This window comes from Novosphingobium decolorationis (assembly GCF_018417475.1).
Classification (GTDB): Bacteria; Pseudomonadota; Alphaproteobacteria; order Sphingomonadales; family Sphingomonadaceae; genus Novosphingobium; species Novosphingobium decolorationis.
Map to the genome: position 1 here is coordinate 2,908,437 of NZ_CP054856.1, position 18,529 is coordinate 2,926,965.

Consider the following 18,529-nt stretch of genomic DNA (forward strand, 5'->3'; position numbering starts at 1 on the left):
GCAACGAACAACGCCAAGGAGATACGCCATCAGGGCTGCCGTATTCCAGGGCCTGCACGAACCGCTGGCCATAGAGACGATACCCGATCCCACGCCTGATGCAGGTGAGGTCGTGGTGAAGGTCGCGCGCTGCGGGATCTGCGGGTCGGACCTGCACATGACCGAGGACGCGGCCTACGGCTGCCAGCACGGGGACGTCCTGGGGCACGAGTTCGCAGGCGAAGTGGTTGGCCTGGGCCGGGAGGTGACAGGCCTTGGCATCGGGGACCTCGTCTCGGTGGTGCCTTTGCGCAGCTGCGGCCAGTGCGAGGCGTGCTGCCGGGGCGAGGTCGCCTGGTGCCGCGAGTTCAGTCTCCAGGGCGGGGGCTATGGCGAATATGCCGTGACCCGGCCCAACCAGTGCGTGCCGCTCCCTGCCGATGTCTCGCTCGCCGACGGGGCGATCATCGAGCCGCTTGCGGTTGCGCTGCATGGCGTAGTGCTCAGTGGTATCAGACCCGGAGACCGGGTGCTGATCCTGGGCGCGGGCCCGATCGGCCTTGCCGTGGCTTTCTGGGCGCGCCGCTTTGGCGCGGGGGCCGTGGTCCTGCAGGACGTGGTGCCGGATCAGGAACCGCGCGCCATGGGGCTGGGCGCGAGCGGCTTCGTCGTCAATCCTGAGGATCCGGTGGGGGGAAGCGATGCCGCGCTTGGCGGCAAGGCCGACATCGTCTTCGAGTGCGTCGGAAGGCCCGGGCTGATCGCGCAGGCGGTCGAGCAGGTGCGCGCGCGTGGGACGATCCTGCTCCTGGGCCTGTGCACGCAGCCCGATACCTTCAATTCCTTTGCGATGCTGTCCAAGGAAGTCCGGCTCGTGACCAGCGCCTTCTTTACCCGCAGCGAATACGAGGCGGCGCTGGACGCGCTGGCGAGCGGTGCCATTGCGCCGCGCCTACTGGTGAGCGAGACCATCGCGCTCGACACGGTGCCCACGGTCTTCGAAGCGCTCAAGAGCGCGGGCCACGGCCAGTGCAAGGTCCTGATCGCGCCCTGATCTGGGATGCGCTCACCATGACGGCAAAAGGAAAGGGCCGGGAGCCTTGCGGCGGACCGGCCCTCAAGGGTGGGTGACGCGTTCATTCTAGACCCGTTTTGCAAACCGGGCTTGGACAAGTGCGCAGACGCATCGGGAGCTGCGCGCAATCGTCCAACCGGGCGCGGTTTCAGCCGCGCTTTCGCCATTCGCGTGGCGAGGCGTCGTAGCGGCGGCGAAAGCACCGCGCGAAGTAGGCGCTGTCGTTGAAGCCCAGTTCGAAGGCGATCTCGGTGATCGAGGTGGCGTGATCGCTGGTGAGGCGATCGGCGGCGCGTTCGAGGCGGGCGTTCAGGATATGGGCAGACGGGGTCGTACCGAGCGTGGCAAAGCCGTTCTGCACCGTGCGGGGGGACACGCCCAGCGCTTGGGCAATGCTGCCTGTGCGCAGGTCCGGATCGCCAAGGTGGGTCTCGACATGGCGCAGCAGCTGGCGCGCCAACGGGGGCGACGCGTCGGCTGCAGGGCGGGGCAGGCGGCTTTCGTGCAGGGTCAGGCCCAGCATATCGTAGAAGACATTGGCCATCGCGCCTTGCCAGCTCGCATCGCCGGGGATGGGGAACTGCGCGTTGCCGGCCTGCCGCCAGAGCGACTGCAGGAAATCGATAAGGACGCGACCACCCGCCAGGCTGGTGGCGCGGATGCGGCGTGAGAGCACACTGTCGAGAGCCTCGCAGCGCTGCAGGATGGGCGCGCCGGGAAATTCCACCACCAGCAACTCGTGCGCCTCCAGGTCCATCTCGTAGCCGGTAGCGGCAGAGGACAGGACGAAGTCGCCCGGTTCCAGGACGATGTCGTCCTGCCCGCGACCCTGGCGATGGCGGCAACGTCCGCGGGTCTGAAGGTGGAGGATGATGTTGGAGGAACCGGGTGTGCGGTGACGCCGACCGACCTGCGAGGGGCCACCGGCGGGGCGTATCATCTGGAGCTCGCCCAGCCGCCAGGTCTGCATGCGTCCATGAAAGCTGTGGTCACCGTTGATGTAGGTGCCTGCGTAAATGCGCTCGGCAAGCTCGTTCCAATAGCGCAGCCGCTGGCTTTGCGGCAGCGTCGACGTCGCGAATGTCTGGATTGCCTCCATCGCACACCTATCCGTCCTCTCCGTTCGGGCTCCGGTCTCGTGATGCACCGGATGTCCCGCTTTCGCCGTGCCTGGTTGGCCCTGTGCGTACGTGGAAGGATCGGAGGGCGGGGGGCATCTTGTCAAGCGGCGGGGCTGCGCCCGAACGTGGCACGGAGCCGTCCGGCCGCTCAGGAGCCGCGCGCGCGGCGCAGCAGGCGCTTGAGCGGGGCGTGGGCGTGCGGGTCGAGGTAGTGGTAGACCGCAGTCGCGCGGATCGCTCCGTCGGGGGCCGGTTCGTTGGTGTGCAGCGTGCGGTAGCCCCAGAAGAAATAGAGGTTGCCCGGCTTCAGGACGAGCCGTTCGAATTCGCACGCGCCGCCTGCGTAGCGCCGGGCAAGGCGCTGCTGCGCGCGCGCATTGTCGCCCTGCAGCTTGTCGAGCAGGTTGACGGCATAGCTGCGCCGCAAGGGGCGCCGCTGTCGGCCAAGAATGAGCCGCCCTTCGCCTCCGCTGGGGATGAGAATCGGGAGGAGGGCGGTCAGCACATAGGAATCGTAGTGAAAGCGAAGGGCGTGGCGGGCCTGGTCCTGGCCTTCGAGGGCGCGCAGGATCTGGTAGAAGCCGGTCTCGGGCGCCTCACGCCCCGTGGCCAGTGTGCAGAGGCGGCGGCACAGGCTCTGGAATTCGGGCGAATCGCGCAAGGCCTCCAGGAACGTGCCGCCCAGCGGCTCACCATCCCCCACGCCGAAGTACCCCGTAGTGCTGGTCGCCATGCCGGCCTCTGTGAAACGCCGGGCCGCCGCAAGGTCGGCTTCCGGGACGAAATCGGCCACCATCGCATAGCCATGGGCTTCGATGGTGGCGGCCAGATCGGCGGGGGCAAGGTCGGTGAGCGCGCGGCGCATGGAAGGTGCCAGAATGGGAGACTATCCTTATTTCGCCAGAGGAAAACAGGACGCATGGGCACAGGGCCCGTGGCGGCGCGCAGGCGGACTACAGGTAGCGTTCGCCGATGCGGATGGTGTCGCCCGGGTGGACGTAGATGACCCTGCTCTCGCGGCCGAACCTGACGACCTGCTCGTCCTCGCCCGCGCGGCGCAGATAGGCCTTCTTGCGCGCGGCGCGGTAGGTATAGCCGCCCGCGGTCGCGACGGCCTGCTCCAGTGTCAGGTTGGGCTTGTAGGCGAATTCGCCGGGCTGGTTCACCTCGCCCAGGATGTAGAAGGGGCGGTAGCTCAGGACTTCCACGGTAATGCGCGGGTCCTTTACATAGGTCCCGTCGAGCCCGGTGCGGATCGCATCGGCCAGCTGCTGCGTGGTCGCGCCTTCGGCACGGACGGCTCCGAGCAGGGGGACGGCGACCTGGCCGCCCGAACTGATCGTGTATTCGCCGGTGATCGCTTCCACGTTGAAGACGGTGATCCGCAGCTTGTCACCGGGCCCGAGGCGATAGACCTCGCCGTTCGCCGCAGCGTCTGGCTCGGGCCGCGCCGCGGGGCTGGCGGCGTCGCGGGCCTGCAGGGCCGGCGCGGCTGTGGCCAGGACGAGCGCCATGACCAGGCGAAGTTTTCCAATCGAGCGCGGCAATGGACGGTCTCCCTGTCGTCGGGCGGGGCCATTTCCACGTGCCGGTCCAGCCGGACGCGCATACCCCCTGAAATAAAAGCGCCACCGCGGCGCATCCAATTCGTGACATACAAGAGGGGATTAGTACAGATCATTATTTTTGCATCATAACTATTGTTTCATTATGCAACTGTCATGATATGAATAAAATCATAAGTTGACTTGTTGGATTGGTGCGAGACATATCGCAGTTAGTTCTTCTTATTCTATTCGTATGTGCCGGTGCGCCCCATGGGCTCCGGCTGAGGGGGCCAGTTTGGGGGTATTCGTGTCCATCGGGGGTGTCGGGAGCCGAGCGTATGCCCGCTGCGGTGCCCTTGCGGTCTGCCTCGCTCTGGCCGTGGGGACGAATTGTGCGCGGGCACAGGAGGCGGGAACGAGCCTTGCCGACGAAGCCCTAGCCAGTTCGGTCGGCGCGCGCTCCAAGGCGGCTTACGACGCGCCGGGCCTGCCGCTCGGCGGCTTTCGCTTCTATCCCAGGGCCGACCTGCGGATCGAATACGACGATAACGTCTTCAATATTGCTCCCGATCCGCGCGGCGATGCCAAGGCAACCTTCGAGCCGGGCTTCGAACTTGTCGAACGCACACCCGATGCCGGTCTTTCGGTGAAGGGGCAGGCCACCTTGACCCGCTACGCCGATCTCAAGGTTCAGAACAACGAGCAGTACAGCCTCGAGGCGGCGGGCCACAAGGCGTTCGGGCCGGTGCGCCTCGATCTCTCCGGGAGCTATGGGCTGCTGGCCGAAATGGCGGGCACGCTGGGCGATGCGGTGATCGGCGCACCGAATACCTATTCGCGCCTCGCGGGCCGTGCCGGGCTCTCCGTGGCCCTCGCCAATCTCACCGTGTCGCTCGCCGGTGGGGCGGAGCGTTTCGACTACCGCACCATCCGGCTCGAGGGGCTCGATGTCCTCCAGAACTACCGCGACCGCACCGCGACGACACTGGGCGGGCGGGCGTCCTTGCGGCTTGGCCCGGCCCTCCGCGTCTTCGCACAAGGGCGCTACAACTGGCAGGACTACCGGCAGGATTTCGGGGCCATCAGCCAGGATTCGCAAGGCTACGCGCTGTCGGGCGGTCTCGCCTTCGGTTTCAGCGAGTTGCTCAGCGGCGAGGTGACGGTCGGCTACCTTTCGCAGGACTACGACGAGCCTGCCTCGGGCACGGTTTCGGGCATCACCTATTCCGGGCGCCTTGTCTGGAACGTCACCACGCTTGTCACGGTCAAGTTGAACGGCGCGCGGACGCTGGAGGCAAGCCCCTTCTTCAACCAGCCGGGGGTCATCCAGGACAGTATATCTCTGGATGTGGATTACGAGTTGCTTCGCAATTTAGTAGTTTCCGTGAATACATCGTATCTGTACTATGATTACTTCGGCTCGGATCGACAGGATCGTCAGTTCCGCATCGGGGCGAATGCTCGCTGGCTTCTGGGAGACAGGTTCGAAGTGGGGCTGGGGTTCAGCCACCGCGATCAGTCGAGCCGCGGGTTCGAGGCCCGACCCTTCACGGGATCGACCGCTTTGCTGAGCGTGCGGGTGAAGTTCTGATGGTGCCGGTGGATCGGTCCTATCCGGAGCGGGAGGGAGACGCCCGCAGGCGCGGTGCCCTTCCCCCAATTGAATGCGCAGGAGTGTGAGGCTGTCATGAACAATTCCCTTGTCGTCCATCGCGGCAGCCAGCTCCAGGCCGACCTGGCCCAGGCCTTTCCGGCCATGGCCGCCCCGCCCGAGGACCGGCTCGACTTGCGGGCGATCTACTTCGCCTTGCGGCGCCAGCTGACCGTTATCGTGGTCGTGGCGGCGGTCTTCGTCGCGCTCGCGGCGCTGGTGACGACGCTGCAGACGCCCCGGTACACGGCCAGCGCGCGCGTCGTGCTCAATTCGCTGGAAGAGCGCACCACCCCGCGCGGCGAGGGGGCGGGCGCACTGCCCCCCGATTCCGACCAGGTCGACACCGAGGTCGAGGTGATCCGTTCGCGCGAACTCGCCCTTGACGTGGCGCGGGCGCTCGAGCTCGATACCAACCCGAATTTCGCGCCCGGATCTGGTGCGGGACTACGCAGCCGGCTGAAAGCGCTGGTGGGGATGGGCGAGGCGGAGGCACCCAGCCCCACACGCGAGGAACGCCTGGACGCCATCGCCGAACGTCTCCAGGGGGCTCTCGCGGTCGAGCGTATCGGCACCACCCACGCCTTTTCGATCGCCGTCACCGAGACCGATCCCCGCGATGCGCAGGCGATCGCCAACGAATATGCGACACAGTATTCGCAGTTCTACCTCAACCAGAAGCGGGCCAGCGGCGCGCAGGCCGCCGGTTTCCTGTCCCAGCGGCTCGAGGAGCTGCGCCAGCAGGCGCTCGACGACATGGCGCGGGTGCAGCAGTACCGCATCGCCAACAACCTCTTGAGCACGACGGGAGCCTCCCTCTCCGAGCAGGAGATTTCCAGTTACAATCAGGAAGTGGCCTCGGCGCGCGCGTCGGCCGCCGCCGACCGGGCGCAGCTCGCCACCGCCCGCGCGCAGCTGCGCCGGGGCTCGGCCGGGGACGACGTGGGCGAAGCGCTCAATTCCGGGGTGGTGAGCTCGCTGCGCTCCAAGCGTGCCGAAGTCGCAGGCCGCGTCGCCGCGCTCGAGGCGCAGTTCGGACCGGGCTATCCCGCTCTCCAGAGCGCGCGCTCCGAACTCGACATGGTCGACGCGCAGATCGCCTCGGAAATCAAGCGCATCATCTCCAACCTCGAAGCCAAGGTGCAGGTCTCCTCGGGGCGGCTTTCCTCGCTGCAGGGCTCGCTCGGCTCGGCCAAGGGGGCGCTGGCCTCGAACAACCGGGCGATGGTCGCGCTGACCGATCTCACGCGCCGGGCCGAAGCCTCGCAGGAGCTCTACGACAGCTATCTGGCCCAGTACAAGGAGACCGTGGCGAGCCAGGGGACCGAGCGGCCCGACGCGCGTGTCATCTCCTACGCCGATCTGCCCGAGACGCAGGTTTCACCCCGGCCCCTCCTGAACCTCGCGCTGGCGTTGGTGGTCGGGCTGGGCGTGGGCGTGGTGATCGGCCTGGTCCGAGAGATGCTCTACACCGGCCTTTCGACGGCCTCGGATGTCGAGCACAAGCTGTCCCTGCGCTGCCTTGAAAGCGTGCCGCAGGTGGGCAGCATCCTGCCCGGCGAGGACGATCCGGTTGAAGCCATCGCCAACGCGCCGATGTCGGGCTACGCCGAGGCGTTTCGGGGCCTGCGGGCCTCGATCAACCATGCGCTGGGGGACACGCGCAACCTGGTGCTGATCACGTCTGCGCTCCCGCGCGAGGGCAAGACCACGATTTCGGCGGGACTGGCTAGGGTGGCCGCGCTGACCGGGGAGCGCGCGGTGGTGGTCGATGTCGACGTGCGCCAGCGCGGAGCGACCCGCGCGCTTTCCGGCGCGCTTCCGCAGGTGGGCCTGCTCGAGGTGCTGCGCGGGGAGGCGACACTCGAGGAAGCGCTGGTTCTGGATGCGCGGCGCGGGGTCTGTGTCCTGCCGATCGTGGGCGAGGCGCACGGGCTGGAGGACCTGCTGGGCAACGGGGAGATGGGCCCCTTGCTGGCCCGGCTCGGCGATGCCTTCGACCTCGTTCTGCTCGATGCCCCGCCGATCTTGCCGATTACCTATACCCGCACGCTGGCAACGCAGGTCGACGGGGTGGTCTTGGTCGCGCGCTGGCGGGCCACCGCCGACCATGCGATCCGTGCGGCGCTGCGGCTCCTGCCCGAAGGGCGGGTGCGGGTGGCGGGGGCTGTCCTCAGCCAGGTGGACCTGCGCAAGCAGGCCAAGTTCGGCTACGGCGATGCGAGCTTCTACTACGAGCAATACCGGAGATATTACGCCTGAGAAAACGGGCATGATGGGGCACCGGGGCAGGAGCGCTCCGGGGGCCGGATCGATCGGGTGTGCAAGGTCAGCAAGGTCTGCAAAGGGGGCAAGCGCTGCGGTGAAAGTTCTTTATGTCGTGCCGCCATCGACGCATTTCGCCGGAATGGAGCGGGTCGTCCACGATCTCGCCTGCGGTCTTGCCACGCGCTATCGCGGCCGGATCGAGGTCAGCGTGCTCTATTGCCACCGCTATGTCGAACTGCCCGAGAGCCTGCCTTACGAGGTTCTCTTCGAGGAAGCGGGGAGCCTGCGCGCCTTTCCCAGGAAGGTCGCGCGCCAGCTGGGCCGGGACCGCTACGATGTGGTCGTCATTGCCCAGTTCGAGCCCACCGTGCTGGTCTGGTTGCTGCACCGCCTGGCCCGGGGCAAATCGCGCTTCGTCATGCACCTGCATGGAAATCCCAAGGTGGAAGGGACAACCTCGCGGCGCGCGCGGCTCGCCTTCTCGCTGTTCAACCTGCTGGTGCCGCGCATGGACAAGGTCATTGCGGTCTCCCCCGCGCTGGCGCGCTACCTGGCCTCGCGCACCGGGCATGCAGACGTGGCGGACTATCTGCCCAACCCGGTCCGCCAGTTCGGCGAGGTCGTGCGCACGGCAGGGACCAGCGGCCCTGTCCGGTTCCTCACCATCGGGCGCCTCGCGCGCCAGAAAGGGCACGATGTCCTTATCGAGGCCTTTGCGCAGCTGATTGGGCAAGGGATCGATGCGCACCTCACCATCGTAGGCGATGGCGAGGAACGAGACGCGCTTTCTGCGCAGATCGAACGGCTGGGGCTGGCAGGCAAGGTGCGCCTGGCTGGCAAGATCGCCTATCCGGCGGCCGAACTGGCCGAGGCGGAATGCTTCGTGAGCGCCTCGCGCTGGGAAGGCTTTGGCGTTGCCATAGTCGAGGCCATGTCGGCCGGGCTCCCCGTGATTGCCACCGACTGCGATTTCGGCCCCACCGATCTCATCGACATGCCCGAGAAAGGCGAGGTCGTGCCCGCCGAGGATGCCGGCGCTCTGGCCGCAGCCATGGCCGACTTTGCGTCCCGCGCGCGCGCGCGCGCCGAGGAACCGGTGCGGCGCGAGGCCGCCGCCTTCTTCCGCCTCGACAACGTGGTCGCCCAGCACGCGGCCATGCTCGAGGGACTGGCCTGGCGGGGGGACGTGGCGCGTGGCTGATGCGAAGGCCGCAGAGTCGGAGTCGGAGTCGGTGCAGGCGGGGGGAGAGGCCCTGGGCGGGCGGACCGCGGGCAGCGCAGCCTGGTTGATCGGGGGGCGCCTGTTTACCAAGTTCGTCGAGTTCCTGAGCCTCCTGGTCCTCGCCCAGCTCCTGACGCCGGAGGACTTCGGTGTCATTGCGATCGCGATGACGCTGGTCACGATTGTCGAGGCCGTGTTCGAACTGCCGATCACGCAGGTGCTGATCGCGCGCCGGGCGATTTCACAGCGCCACCTCGATACCGCCTTCACACTGAGCGCGCTGCGGGGCGGCGCGCTGACGCTGGTGGTCTGGGCGAGCGCGGTGCCCTTTGCCCATTTCTACCGCAACGACACGCTTGTCTGGATGATCCTGGCTTTGGGCGTGGCGCCGGGCCTGCGGGGCATGGGCAGTCCCGGGCTGGTGCTCTACGCGCGCGATCTCAAGTACCGGCGCGAGATTGCGGCCGAACTGGTGTGCAAGACAGGCTCGCTGGTCTGTTCGGTGGCGGCGGCCTGGTGGCTGCGCGACTACCGCGCGCTGATGGTGGGCATCGTGGCGACGCCCACCATCTGGATTCTCGCCTCCTATGCGCTGGCGCCCTACCGGCCCCGGCTCTCGCTGGCCGAGTGGCCGCTCTTCGCCGATTTCCTGGGTTGGACGACAGGCGCGCAGCTTCTGGCCGCGATCAACTGGCAGTGCGACCGCCTGATCCTGGGCCGGTTCGTCAGCCCGGCACAGCTGGGTATCTACTCGGTCGCCAACGACCTGTCCTACGTGCCCGAGCAGGCCCTTATCCGTCCCATCGTGCGCCCGCTCCTGTCGGTCTTCGCGCTTATCGCAGACCAGCGCGCGCGTCTGGCGACGGCCTATGTCCAGGCCTCGAATGCCGTGCTGGCCATCGGCGCTCCGGTGCTTCTGGGGCTGTGCCTGTTGGCCCAGCCCGCCGTCGCGCTCGCGCTGGGCGACAAGTGGCTGGGGGCCATCCCGGTGCTGCAGTGGCTGTCGCTTACGCTCATCCCGCCGCTTCTGACCGCGCCCTATTCCTCGCTGGCGATGGCGCTGAACCGGCCGCAGGGCCTGCTTGGCCAGCGCGCGGCCGAACTCGTCTTCAAGGTGCCGCTGATGGTGGTGGGCGCGGTCTGGTACGGCATCGAGGGGGCGGTGGGCGCCCGGGCGATCTCCGCGCTCACCACCGCGCTGATCGTGATGGTGATGACGCGCCGGCTGATCGGGGTGTCGGTGTGGCACCAGCTTTGGGCGACCTGGCGCACTCTCCTTGCGAGCGGCGGTCTCGTGGCGGTGCTCTATGCGCTGCGTCCTCGTCTTGCGGACCTTGCGGGGCTGGAGCTGGCGCTGGGAATCGGGCTGGTCGCGGGGCTTGGCATGGCGGTCTATGGCCTGATCCTCGCGCTGGCCTGGCACCAGGCCGGGCGGCCTGCGGGGATCGAGAGCATGGCCCATGACCGCGTGCTCGTGCGCGTGCTCGAACGGCTGCGCGGACCCCGCGCCGAGCAGCGCTCAGCGTGAGGAAAAGCGCAGTCTGATCATCGGGCGCACCGCAGCCATCGGCAGGGTTGCAAGGAGGGCCGAGTATCCGGCGATGGCAAGGCGCCGCACGAGCGGCTCGAAGCTGCGCTGGAACGGCAGCCGGGCGGCATCGAGGAGGATGCACAGGCGCGAATCTTCGGGCATCGGGTGGCTGTCGGGCTGGAGCCGGAGCGAGGCGGCGCGCAGCTGGAGAAGGTGGTTCGCGCGGCGCAGGGCCGCGCTTCCCGGCGGCGCCATGCCTTCCATTTCGCAGGCATCCTGGGTTGCCTTGAGGCGCTTGCGCGCGCGTTCGACCTCGCGGGCGAAGTGGCTGACATTGGCCAGCATGTTGGAATCGTTGGCGCCGTGGATGCGGTAACGCACCAGCGGCTGCACGATCGTGACGACTTCGCCCAGGAACGGGGCCATCGCGATGCAGGTGGTGTCGGTCGAGCTGTCCCGGCTGGCATCGAGCGGGAAGATGCGCGCCAAGAAGCTGCGCGCATAGGCATTCCCGGAGCCCGGCGGTGAGGGGTATTCGTTGGTGTAGTGGGCCCAGGCGCGGATGTCGCAGGCGCGCGGCGGCTGGCGGATGTGGGGCAGCAGCGCAGGGAGCGGCTGTTCGTTCTCGTCGACCTTCTGCATCAGCACCTGGACCTTGCTGACCCCCTCATGCCAGACGGCGGCGACCTCGCGCGCGAGCCCGGGTTCGAGCACGTCGTCGGCATCGAGGAACACGACGACATCGCCGCTGGCGAGCGCAAAGCCGGCATTGTTGGCGCGAACCTGTCCGGCGTTGTCCTGGAAGACCGCGCGGACCCGCGCGCCATAGGCGGAAATGACGCTGCGCGAGTCGTCGCTGGAGCCGTCGTCGATGACGATCACCTCCACCTCGGGCCAGTCGAGCCCGAGCGCACTGTCGATCGCCCGCGCCACGAACCGGCCGTAGTTGTAGTTGGCGATAATGACGCTGAAACGCAGGGACGCTTCCATACGGTCTCCGGATGCGTATTCGGAATATTAGGTGGTGCTGGTATTTGCTGGCATCTGCAATAATTGTATTTAGCTGATGTATTGCTTTAAGTCTTCAAGTAAAGTTAAATTAGTTTTGCAACTTTAGTATTGCAAATTAGATCTGTTTTGGTTCTATGGCCCGACAGTAAGGGGAAGGCTATGGCGAGAGGAATTGTCGTCGTTATTGCGAGTGTGAACCGGCCGCGCGAACTGGGGCGCTGGGTGGAGCACATTGCCAGGCAGACCCTGAAACCGTGCGAGATGATCTGGGCGGTGACCTCGCAGGCCGATCTGCCCGAGGGATACGAACTTGGTAGTGTCACACAGGGCTTCTCGATCCTGGAGTGTCCGGTGGGATTGACCCAACAGCGCAACCGCGGCCTCGCGCATATCTCCAGCGACCCGGAATATGTCGTCTTCTTCGATGATGACTACGTGCCGACCGCAAGCTGCCTTGCCGATATCGTGCGCGCCTTCGAAATCATGCCCGAGGTGGTCGGCCTTACCGGCACGATGCTGGGTGACGGCATCTGTACGTGCGGGATCGAGTACGAGGAAGCCCGCGCGCTCGTCGAGCGCTACGAACAGGACCGGGTCTTCCCGGAAAGGCCATCGCTGGAGCCCTGGGAGGGGCTCTATGGCTGCAACATGGCCTACCGTGCCGCGGCGATCGAGGGGCAGGAGTTCGACGAGAACCTTCCGCTCTACGCCTGGCAGGAGGATGTCGACTTTGCGGTGCGCGTCGCCAGGGGGCGCCCGATGGGCCGCACCGACGCCTTTGCCGGTGTGCATCAGGGGATCAAGGGCGGGCGCGGCAGCGGGCGGCGGTTGGGCTATTCGCAGATCGTCAATCCGCTCTACCTTCTGCGCAAGGGGAGCATGAAGTGGCGCAAGGCGCTGGTCATGGCGAGCCGCAACGTGATCGCCAACCACGTCCGCTCCGCGCGGCCCGAACCCTGGATCGACCGGCGCGGGCGCGTGGTCGGCAACTGGGTGGCCTTGTGGGATGTCGCGCGCGGGCGCGTCGATCCCATGCGCGCGCTTGAACTGTGATGCACGGCCCGGTCGCGGTCGGCGGGCACGCGCCGTGCGGAGGCCGGGATGAACAGGCCGCGGGCGAGCTCGTCATCAACGGGCGCTTCCTGTGCCAGCCGGCCACCGGCGTTCAGCGTGTCGCGCGCGAATTCGTGCTGGCGCTCGAGCGGCTGCTGGTGCGCGGGGAGTTTCCCGGCCTGCGCGCACGGCTCGTCGCACCGGCTGGGGCCGAGTTCGGCTCGCTGAACCTCGCCCGCATCGCCACGCAGCATCTGGCGGGCGGCACGGGTCATTACTGGGAGCAGGTGACCCTGCCGCGCTATGCCGGGGGGGCACACCTGCTGTGCCTGGGCAACCTTGCGCCCTTGCGCAGCCTGATTGCGGGCGCGCCGGTGGCGGTCATGCTACACGATCAGTCCTTCCGCACCTTCAAGGGCGATTACAGTTTGCCCTACCGGCTCTTTCACGAGGTGGTGGGCCATTTTCTCGTGCGCCGTGCGCGCCCGCTCATCACCGTCTCGCAGACCGAGGCCGAGGCCATTCGTGCGGCCAACGGCGGGCGCCCGGAGCAACTGGTGGTCGCGCCCAACGGGAGTTGGATGAATGACGAACCCGCGCCTCCCCGTCCGGCCCCGGACACCGCAGCGCCACCTTATGTGCTGCACGTGGGGGGCTTTTCCGAACGCAAGAACGTGGGCCGCGTCTTCGCCGCCGCCGAGGTTCTGGCGGGCGATGGCGTGGAGGTCCGGCTGGTCGGTCGGCCCAATGCGCGCTGCGAGGAATGGCTTGAGGGCCTTTCGCCCGAGGTCCGCGCCAAGGTGCGCTTTACCGGCTTCGTCGACAACGCGCAGCTGACCCGCCTCTACAGCGAGGCGGCCTGCCTCATGTACCCCTCGCTCTACGAAGCCTCGGGCCTCCCGCCGAGCGAGGCGATGCGGCTGGGCTGCCCGGTCGTGGTCTCGGACCTGCCGGTGCTGCGCGAACGGTGCGGGGAGGCTGCGCTCTATTGCGACCCGCTCGATGCTGCGAGCCTGGTGGCCCGGGTGCGCGACGTGCTCGGCGATCCGGTGCTGGCGCGCCGTCTGTCTCAGCGCGGGCAGGCGCGTTCGCAGATCTTCAGCTGGGAGAATCAGGCGCGCATCATCGTGCGCGCGCTTGTTCCTGCATCCTGATTTCGCGCCGCCGGTGGTCTGGCGGGCGGCCGCATCTTCATCCGGAATGGGCCGGTACGGGACGGCGGCAGGTGGCCACCGAGGGGCGCTGTGCGACCGCGGCTGCTCGTGGTAGTGGAAGGCTGCGCAGCGCCAGCGAGATCGCGGCGAAGACCGCGAAATCCCCGCCCGGATCGCACGTCGGCGAGACGACTGCGGCGGGAATGAGCACGCACAGCGCCGCCCATCCGCCCGCTGCCCCGATCATCGTGTTCTCGCCGAACTGGCGGCCCAGGCGCGGCCCGCAGTAGGTCGAGATACGCAAGGGGCGGAAGGCCCGCGCCAGGTGGGCGAGAAAGGCCAGGCTGCCGATCAGCCCCGTGGAACCGAGCATCGCGGTAACGAAGCTGGAGGAGCGGAAGCTGCCCGGGCCGATGCCGATGCCATAGGAGGCGAAGAAGGCGTCGATCCCGATGCGCGCCCAGAAGGCACGCTGGATGCCCGATTCGCTGTCCTGCTTGTCGATCGTTGCGCGGCGCAGGATCGTGCTCATCAGATCGATGAAGGCGGGCCACAGGAAGGCGAGCGCACAGACTGCGATCAAGAGCGCCAGCGCGGCGCCCGCCAGTGTCAGGCCCTTGCGCACATCGAGGTGCTGGGGGGCCAGCAGCAGGCGCAGGCCCACGATGATCCCGTAGCCGCCAAGGCCCAGGTACGCGGTCGAGGAGGTCGAGAAGAACAGCACCAGCGCCAGCGCCAGCGCGGCGGGCCCAGTGCGGCGCGGCAGGATGTCGCGCAGCCAGCATTCGAGGAGGAACACGAACCAGCCGAAGGCAAAGCCGACATAGGCCGAGGGTTCTGTGAAGATTCCCGTCAGGCGCACCATGCCGTAGGCGGTCTGATCGGTCTGGGTGTAGTTGGCGTTGCGCAGGACATCGACGAGGAGATCGAAGGGCGTCCCCTTGAGCACTGCGGCCAGCACGCCGAGCGTCGCGTGGATCCAGGCCATGATGACGCCCATCTTCACGAAGCGCCGTCCGGCCCCTTCCTCCTGCATGGCCAGGTAGGCGACGATCCCGGCGCAGACCGTGCCGAGGAGGTAGACCGTGACCGTCACGTTCTGCGGCGAGGGCGCCAGCGGGACGGTGTCGAAGAGCGTGCGGGTGGGACCCGTCGCGCGCATGGCCGTGACCTGGATGCTGTCGCGAAAGAAGCTTGGCGCCATCGTGGCGGCGAGCACGCCGTAGAGCGCGTAGATGGCCAGCCAGGCATTGGCCCGGATCGCTCCGCGTGCCTCGCGCCAGCGCTGGCTGTTGGGGAGCGTCATGCGGGCCAGCGCGAAGACCAGCGCGAAGGGTGCAGGCGGCACCGAGGAGCCGCCAAGCGCGGGAAGCTGCGCCGCCGCCGATCCGCCGAGCAGTGTGCAGGCCATGACCAGCAGCAGCATGTCCATCATCCCCCCGCGAAACATGAGGAAGATCCCGATGATCGCGATGACGAGGCCGATGTGGGTGAGGATCATGGCGGGCTTCCTGGCGGGCTCAGGCCGAAAGCGCCTGGGGAGCGACGGGATGGGGCCGGTGCCCCAGCGCCTGGGCGCGCTCGACAGTTTCGAGAAAGCGCGTGCGGAACACCTCGGGGCTGAAGCGGCGGGCCTGGCGCACCGCGGCCTCGGGGGCGAAGTCGGCTTCCCAGCTCTCGAAGCGGGTGAGCGCGGCGTTGAGTGCGGGGGCCGAGTTCTCGCGGAAGAAGAGCCCGGTTTCGCCCTCGACCACGGTTTCGAGCGCGCCGCCCCGGCCATAGGCGATGACTGGCCGGCCCGAGGCCATGACCTCGACCGGGATCATGCCGAAGTCCTCCTCGCCCGTGAACACGAGTGCGCGGGCGCGGGCGTAGGCCGTGCGCAGCGCGGTGAAGTCGAGACGGCGGGTAAAGCGCACGTTGGGCGCGGCGCGCGTGCGCAGCTCCTCGAACATGGGCCCATCGCCCACGACGTGAAGCTTGCGCCCGCTCGCTGAGAAGGCATCGACCGCGAGGTCGGGGCGCTTGTAGGAGACAAGCTGGCCGACCCAGAGATACTCCTCGTCGTGGGTAGCGCTCGGGGTGAACAGCGCGGTGTCGACCGGGGGATGCACGACGCGGGCCTCGCGTCCCCAGAACTTGCCGATGCGCGCGCGGATATAGGCGCTGTTGGCCATGATGAGATCGCTGCGCGCGGCGCTGGCGACATCCCAGGTGCGCAGGGCCGGGGCGAACAGCGGCATCGAGATCCGCGCGCCCAGCCCGCCGGTGCTGCGGTACTGGTGGTACTGGTCCCAGATGTAGCGCATCGGCGAGTGGCAGTAGGTGACGTGGGTGGCATCGGGCCGGGTGATGACACCCTTGGCCGGCCCCGCCTCGCTGGAGATGACCAGGTCGTAATCGGTGAGGTCCAGCGCTTCCAGGGCTCGCGGCATGAGCGGCAGGTACTTCTGGTAGTGGGTGCGGGCGCCCGGCAGGCGCGCGATGAAGGTGGTCTCGATCCGGCGCGCGCGCAGCTTGTCGGAGAGTTTTGCCGGGTCGACGACATGGGTGAAGATATCGGCCTCGGGGAACATGTCGCAGATGTGCTCGAGGACACGTTCGCCGCCGCGCATGCCGACAAGCCAATAATGAATGATCGCTGTTCGCACCGAGTACCCCGCCATGTCTTCTTTCATGAAGTAATAAATATATAGATCGCGATGTGTCGGCTGGGAAGGCGTATAATTTAGGTATGGGGTAGTATAGTCACTTTTATTCATTTCATGTTTATTGACAATTGTGCTGATGTGTATTGCTGTATGGGCTGAAATAAAGCCTGCGCACGGTTTTCTTGCCGATCCGGGAAGAGGCGCGCGGCGGGCAGGTGCGGGACAACAGCCAAGGGGGCCCCATGAACACGATGTACCAGGATGGAACCTACTTCGAGAACAACCCGGCCTGGCATGAGGCGGACTCGCCCTGGAAGGCCAATCACATCAAGAACATCCTCCTCGACAACGGCATCGCGCACGAGACATTGTGCGAGGTCGGCTGCGGCGTGGGGGGGATCCTTCTCAATCTAGAGGAGATGCTGCCCGAGGCCCGACTGAGTGGGTATGAAATTTCGCCCCAGGCCTTCTCGGTTGCGAACACGCGGGGGACCGAGCGCACGCAGTTCTACTTTGGGGACATCACGAAGGCCGAGGATCCCGATTTCGATGTGCTCATGCTCATCGACGTGATCGAACATGTCGACGACTACATGGCCTTCATGAAGAGCCTGAAGCCGATCGGGCGCTACAAGGTGCTGCACATTCCGCTCGATCTGTCGGTGCAGTCGCTCGTGCGGGTCTCGCCGATCCTCAACCAGCGGCGCGATCTGGGCCACATTCACTACTTCTTCAAGGACCTGGCGCTGCGCGCGCTCGAGGATTGTGGCTACAGGATCCTTGACTGGCGCTACACCGCAAGCCGGCTGGAATTGCCCGACCAGGCGCTTCTCAGCCGCCTGATGAAGCTGCCGCGCCGTCTGCTTTACGCGCTTTCGCCCGATCTCGCGGTGCGCGTGGTGGGGGGCTACTCGCTGCTCGTCCTCGCCGAGTGAATCGAAAAGGCCCCCGGCACCGCGCAGGTGCCGGGGGCCTTCCCCTCGTTAGGAGCAGGGGAAGGCGTGACCCGGGCGGGACGACCCGGATCACGCCGTTCGTGCAAGGGTCACTCGGCGGGAAGCGGGCGGCCCGTCTCGCACAAGGCGCGTACGAGGTTGGTCTGCTGCAGGCGGCGCGGGACCCAGCGGCTCTGCAGGCTGGCGGCGATGGTGCGGCCATAGAAGCCCGCGATGCGGTCGTGGTGGGGCAGGCACCAGTCCTCGAAGCGGGTGAGGTACCCGCGCAGGCGCAGGGCTTTTTTCTCGATCAGGTGCCAGGAGCCATAGGCCACGAAGCAGATGATCGGCGTGGCGACGAACAGGTTCACCCACCAGAAGCGCAAGTCCGGCAGCGTCGCCGAAACCGCCTGCTGGATCGGAAAGCCGTAGAGAAAGATGCCATAGGAATAGTCCCCACTCGACACCAGCGACGAGCGCGGGGGATTGGTGAGGCCAAGATAGACCGTGACATAGGCCAGCGGCAGCGCGGCCAGCGAATTGGCAAGCGGCATGTAGAGCAGGACCAGGCTGACGAGGGCGGCCGCCACGCATAGCGCCGGGCTCCAGGGCAGGCGGTCACGCAGGCGGTAGAGCAAGGAACCGTAGAGGAAGGCAAGCACCAGCACCGGGCCGCGCAGGATCCCCTCGTCCTGCTGGGGATCGAGGACGATCCAGGCGCTCGCCGCGATCTGGAGGGCGATACAGCCGAACACGAACAGCGCGGGCACGCGGTACATCTGGAAGATGTAGAACAGCGCGATCGCGATGTAGCACTTGAGCTCGAAGGGCAGGGTCCAGAGCTGCGCGTTCACCTGCGTCGCCGGATTTGTCAGGAAGACGCCGGGCAGGTCGTACTGGACGATGCCCAGCATATTGAGCGCATAGCGCTGGAACACCGGATCGGTGACGTAGAGGTCAAGCGCATAGGCGGTGAAGAGCGGGCCGATCACCAGCATGGCGATCAGCGACTCGACCGCCAGTGCGGGAAAGATGCGCAACACGCGAAGGCCCAGGAAACTGATCAGCGTGCGCGAGCGCTCCAGGCTTCCTGACACCAGGAACCCACTGAGCGCGAAGAACATCGGCAGGATTGCGGCCCAGATCGGGCGGCTGGGGCCCAGCGCGAGCGCGGTCTGGGTCTCGGTTCCATAGGACGTGATCGCGGTGTGCCAGACCACGATCATCGCCGCGAGCCCGATACGCAGGTAGTCGAATCCCGCCGGACGCCCGCGTGTCGCGGCCAGTTGTTCACTCAGCATCATGATCTCGTCTCCAGTGCCTGCCGCGGA

Annotated in this window: 15 protein-coding genes; 8 read left to right on the top strand and 7 right to left on the bottom strand. The window is 67.0% G+C overall.

Features of this window, described 5'->3' with window-relative positions; all coding sequences use genetic code 11:
* Positions 1-112: 112 nt before the first annotated feature.
* Complete coding sequence (locus tag HT578_RS13635) at positions 113-1,033, top strand: alcohol dehydrogenase catalytic domain-containing protein (RefSeq protein ID WP_239026290.1); 921 nt, start codon at positions 113-115, stop codon at positions 1,031-1,033.
* 169 nt (positions 1,034-1,202) lie between these two features.
* On the opposite strand, the gene HT578_RS13640 is transcribed toward HT578_RS13635, so the two are convergent.
* The 3 genes from HT578_RS13640 to HT578_RS13650 form a co-directional block, all read right to left on the bottom strand.
* Positions 1,203-2,153: a helix-turn-helix domain-containing protein gene (locus tag HT578_RS13640; protein WP_213500060.1), complete on the bottom strand. Its 951-nt coding sequence runs from the start codon at positions 2,151-2,153 to the stop codon at positions 1,203-1,205.
* Positions 2,154-2,323: 170 nt separating this feature from the next.
* Positions 2,324-3,040, bottom strand: a complete 717-nt coding sequence (locus tag HT578_RS13645) for a hypothetical protein (RefSeq protein WP_213500061.1) — start codon at positions 3,038-3,040, stop codon at positions 2,324-2,326.
* A gap of 88 nt (positions 3,041-3,128) precedes the next feature.
* On the bottom strand, positions 3,129-3,722 hold the full coding sequence (locus tag HT578_RS13650) for a polysaccharide biosynthesis/export family protein (RefSeq protein ID WP_039389699.1): 594 nt from the start codon (positions 3,720-3,722) through the stop codon (positions 3,129-3,131).
* Positions 3,723-4,101: 379 nt separating this feature from the next.
* Here HT578_RS13650 and HT578_RS13655 point away from each other — a divergent pair, with 379 nt between their 5' ends.
* The 4 genes from HT578_RS13655 (at position 4,102) to HT578_RS13670 (ending at position 10,391) form a co-directional block, all read left to right on the top strand.
* Positions 4,102-5,313 (top strand): outer membrane beta-barrel protein, encoded by a 1,212-nt coding sequence (locus tag HT578_RS13655; RefSeq protein ID WP_213500062.1) that lies wholly within the window; start codon positions 4,102-4,104, stop codon positions 5,311-5,313.
* A gap of 96 nt (positions 5,314-5,409) precedes the next feature.
* Positions 5,410-7,635 (top strand): GumC family protein, encoded by a 2,226-nt coding sequence (locus HT578_RS13660; protein WP_213500063.1) that lies wholly within the window; start codon positions 5,410-5,412, stop codon positions 7,633-7,635.
* A 100-nt stretch (positions 7,636-7,735) separates the two neighbouring features.
* On the top strand, positions 7,736-8,842 hold the full coding sequence (locus HT578_RS13665) for a glycosyltransferase (protein WP_213500065.1): 1,107 nt from the start codon (positions 7,736-7,738) through the stop codon (positions 8,840-8,842).
* Positions 8,835-10,391 (top strand): lipopolysaccharide biosynthesis protein, encoded by a 1,557-nt coding sequence (locus HT578_RS13670; RefSeq protein WP_213500067.1) that lies wholly within the window; start codon positions 8,835-8,837, stop codon positions 10,389-10,391. The genes HT578_RS13665 and HT578_RS13670 overlap by 8 nt, the downstream gene beginning before the upstream one ends.
* Here HT578_RS13670 and HT578_RS13675 read toward each other — a convergent pair.
* Positions 10,383-11,384 carry a glycosyltransferase family 2 protein gene (locus HT578_RS13675; RefSeq protein ID WP_213500069.1) on the bottom strand — a complete coding sequence of 334 codons (1,002 nt, stop codon included), beginning with the start codon at positions 11,382-11,384 and terminating at the stop codon, positions 10,383-10,385. The two genes, HT578_RS13670 and HT578_RS13675, sit on opposite strands and share 9 nt — an antisense overlap.
* 180 nt (positions 11,385-11,564) lie before the next feature.
* Here HT578_RS13675 and HT578_RS13680 point away from each other — a divergent pair, with 180 nt between their 5' ends.
* Complete coding sequence (locus tag HT578_RS13680) at positions 11,565-12,458, top strand: glycosyltransferase family 2 protein (RefSeq protein WP_213500070.1); 894 nt, start codon at positions 11,565-11,567, stop codon at positions 12,456-12,458.
* Positions 12,458-13,612: a glycosyltransferase family 4 protein gene (locus tag HT578_RS13685; RefSeq protein WP_213500071.1), complete on the top strand. Its 1,155-nt coding sequence runs from the start codon at positions 12,458-12,460 to the stop codon at positions 13,610-13,612. Before HT578_RS13680 ends, HT578_RS13685 begins: the two co-directional genes overlap by 1 nt.
* Before the next feature lie 37 nt (positions 13,613-13,649).
* On the opposite strand, the gene HT578_RS13690 is transcribed toward HT578_RS13685, so the two are convergent.
* Both HT578_RS13690 and HT578_RS13695 read right to left on the bottom strand, forming a co-directional pair.
* Complete coding sequence (locus HT578_RS13690) at positions 13,650-15,113, bottom strand: hypothetical protein (RefSeq protein WP_213500072.1); 1,464 nt, start codon at positions 15,111-15,113, stop codon at positions 13,650-13,652.
* 19 nt (positions 15,114-15,132) lie between these two features.
* The gene (locus HT578_RS13695; RefSeq protein WP_213500073.1) at positions 15,133-16,278 is read right to left on the bottom strand and encodes a glycosyltransferase; all 1,146 of its coding nucleotides are present in this window, start codon (positions 16,276-16,278) and stop codon (positions 15,133-15,135) included.
* A 227-nt stretch (positions 16,279-16,505) separates the two neighbouring features.
* On the opposite strand from HT578_RS13695, the gene HT578_RS13700 reads away from it, so the two are divergent.
* A complete protein-coding gene (locus HT578_RS13700) occupies positions 16,506-17,198 on the top strand; it encodes a class I SAM-dependent methyltransferase (protein WP_039389688.1) in 693 nt (230 codons plus the stop codon).
* A 110-nt stretch (positions 17,199-17,308) separates the two neighbouring features.
* On the opposite strand, the gene HT578_RS13705 is transcribed toward HT578_RS13700, so the two are convergent.
* Positions 17,309-18,502: an acyltransferase family protein gene (locus HT578_RS13705; RefSeq protein ID WP_213500074.1), complete on the bottom strand. Its 1,194-nt coding sequence runs from the start codon at positions 18,500-18,502 to the stop codon at positions 17,309-17,311.
* Positions 18,503-18,529 lie beyond the last annotated feature (27 nt).

What these genes read in the sequence shown, in the direction of transcription:
- HT578_RS13640 (WP_213500060.1), bottom strand. Translation starts at nt 2,153, where the DNA reads ATGGAGGCAATCCAGACATTCGCGACGTCGACGCTGCCGCAAAGCCAG.
- HT578_RS13645 (WP_213500061.1), bottom strand. Translation starts at nt 3,040, where the DNA reads ATGCGCCGCGCGCTCACCGACCTTGCCCCCGCCGATCTGGCCGCCACC.
- HT578_RS13660 (WP_213500063.1), top strand. Translation starts at nt 5,410, where the DNA reads ATGAACAATTCCCTTGTCGTCCATCGCGGCAGCCAGCTCCAGGCCGAC.
- HT578_RS13675 (WP_213500069.1), bottom strand. Translation starts at nt 11,384, where the DNA reads ATGGAAGCGTCCCTGCGTTTCAGCGTCATTATCGCCAACTACAACTAC.
- HT578_RS13680 (WP_213500070.1), top strand. Translation starts at nt 11,565, where the DNA reads ATGGCGAGAGGAATTGTCGTCGTTATTGCGAGTGTGAACCGGCCGCGC.
- HT578_RS13685 (WP_213500071.1), top strand. Translation starts at nt 12,458, where the DNA reads ATGCACGGCCCGGTCGCGGTCGGCGGGCACGCGCCGTGCGGAGGCCGG.
- HT578_RS13690 (WP_213500072.1), bottom strand. Translation starts at nt 15,113, where the DNA reads ATGATCCTCACCCACATCGGCCTCGTCATCGCGATCATCGGGATCTTC.
- HT578_RS13695 (WP_213500073.1), bottom strand. Translation starts at nt 16,278, where the DNA reads ATGGCGGGGTACTCGGTGCGAACAGCGATCATTCATTATTGGCTTGTC.
- HT578_RS13700 (WP_039389688.1), top strand. Translation starts at nt 16,506, where the DNA reads ATGAACACGATGTACCAGGATGGAACCTACTTCGAGAACAACCCGGCC.
- HT578_RS13705 (WP_213500074.1), bottom strand. Translation starts at nt 18,502, where the DNA reads ATGATGCTGAGTGAACAACTGGCCGCGACACGCGGGCGTCCGGCGGGA.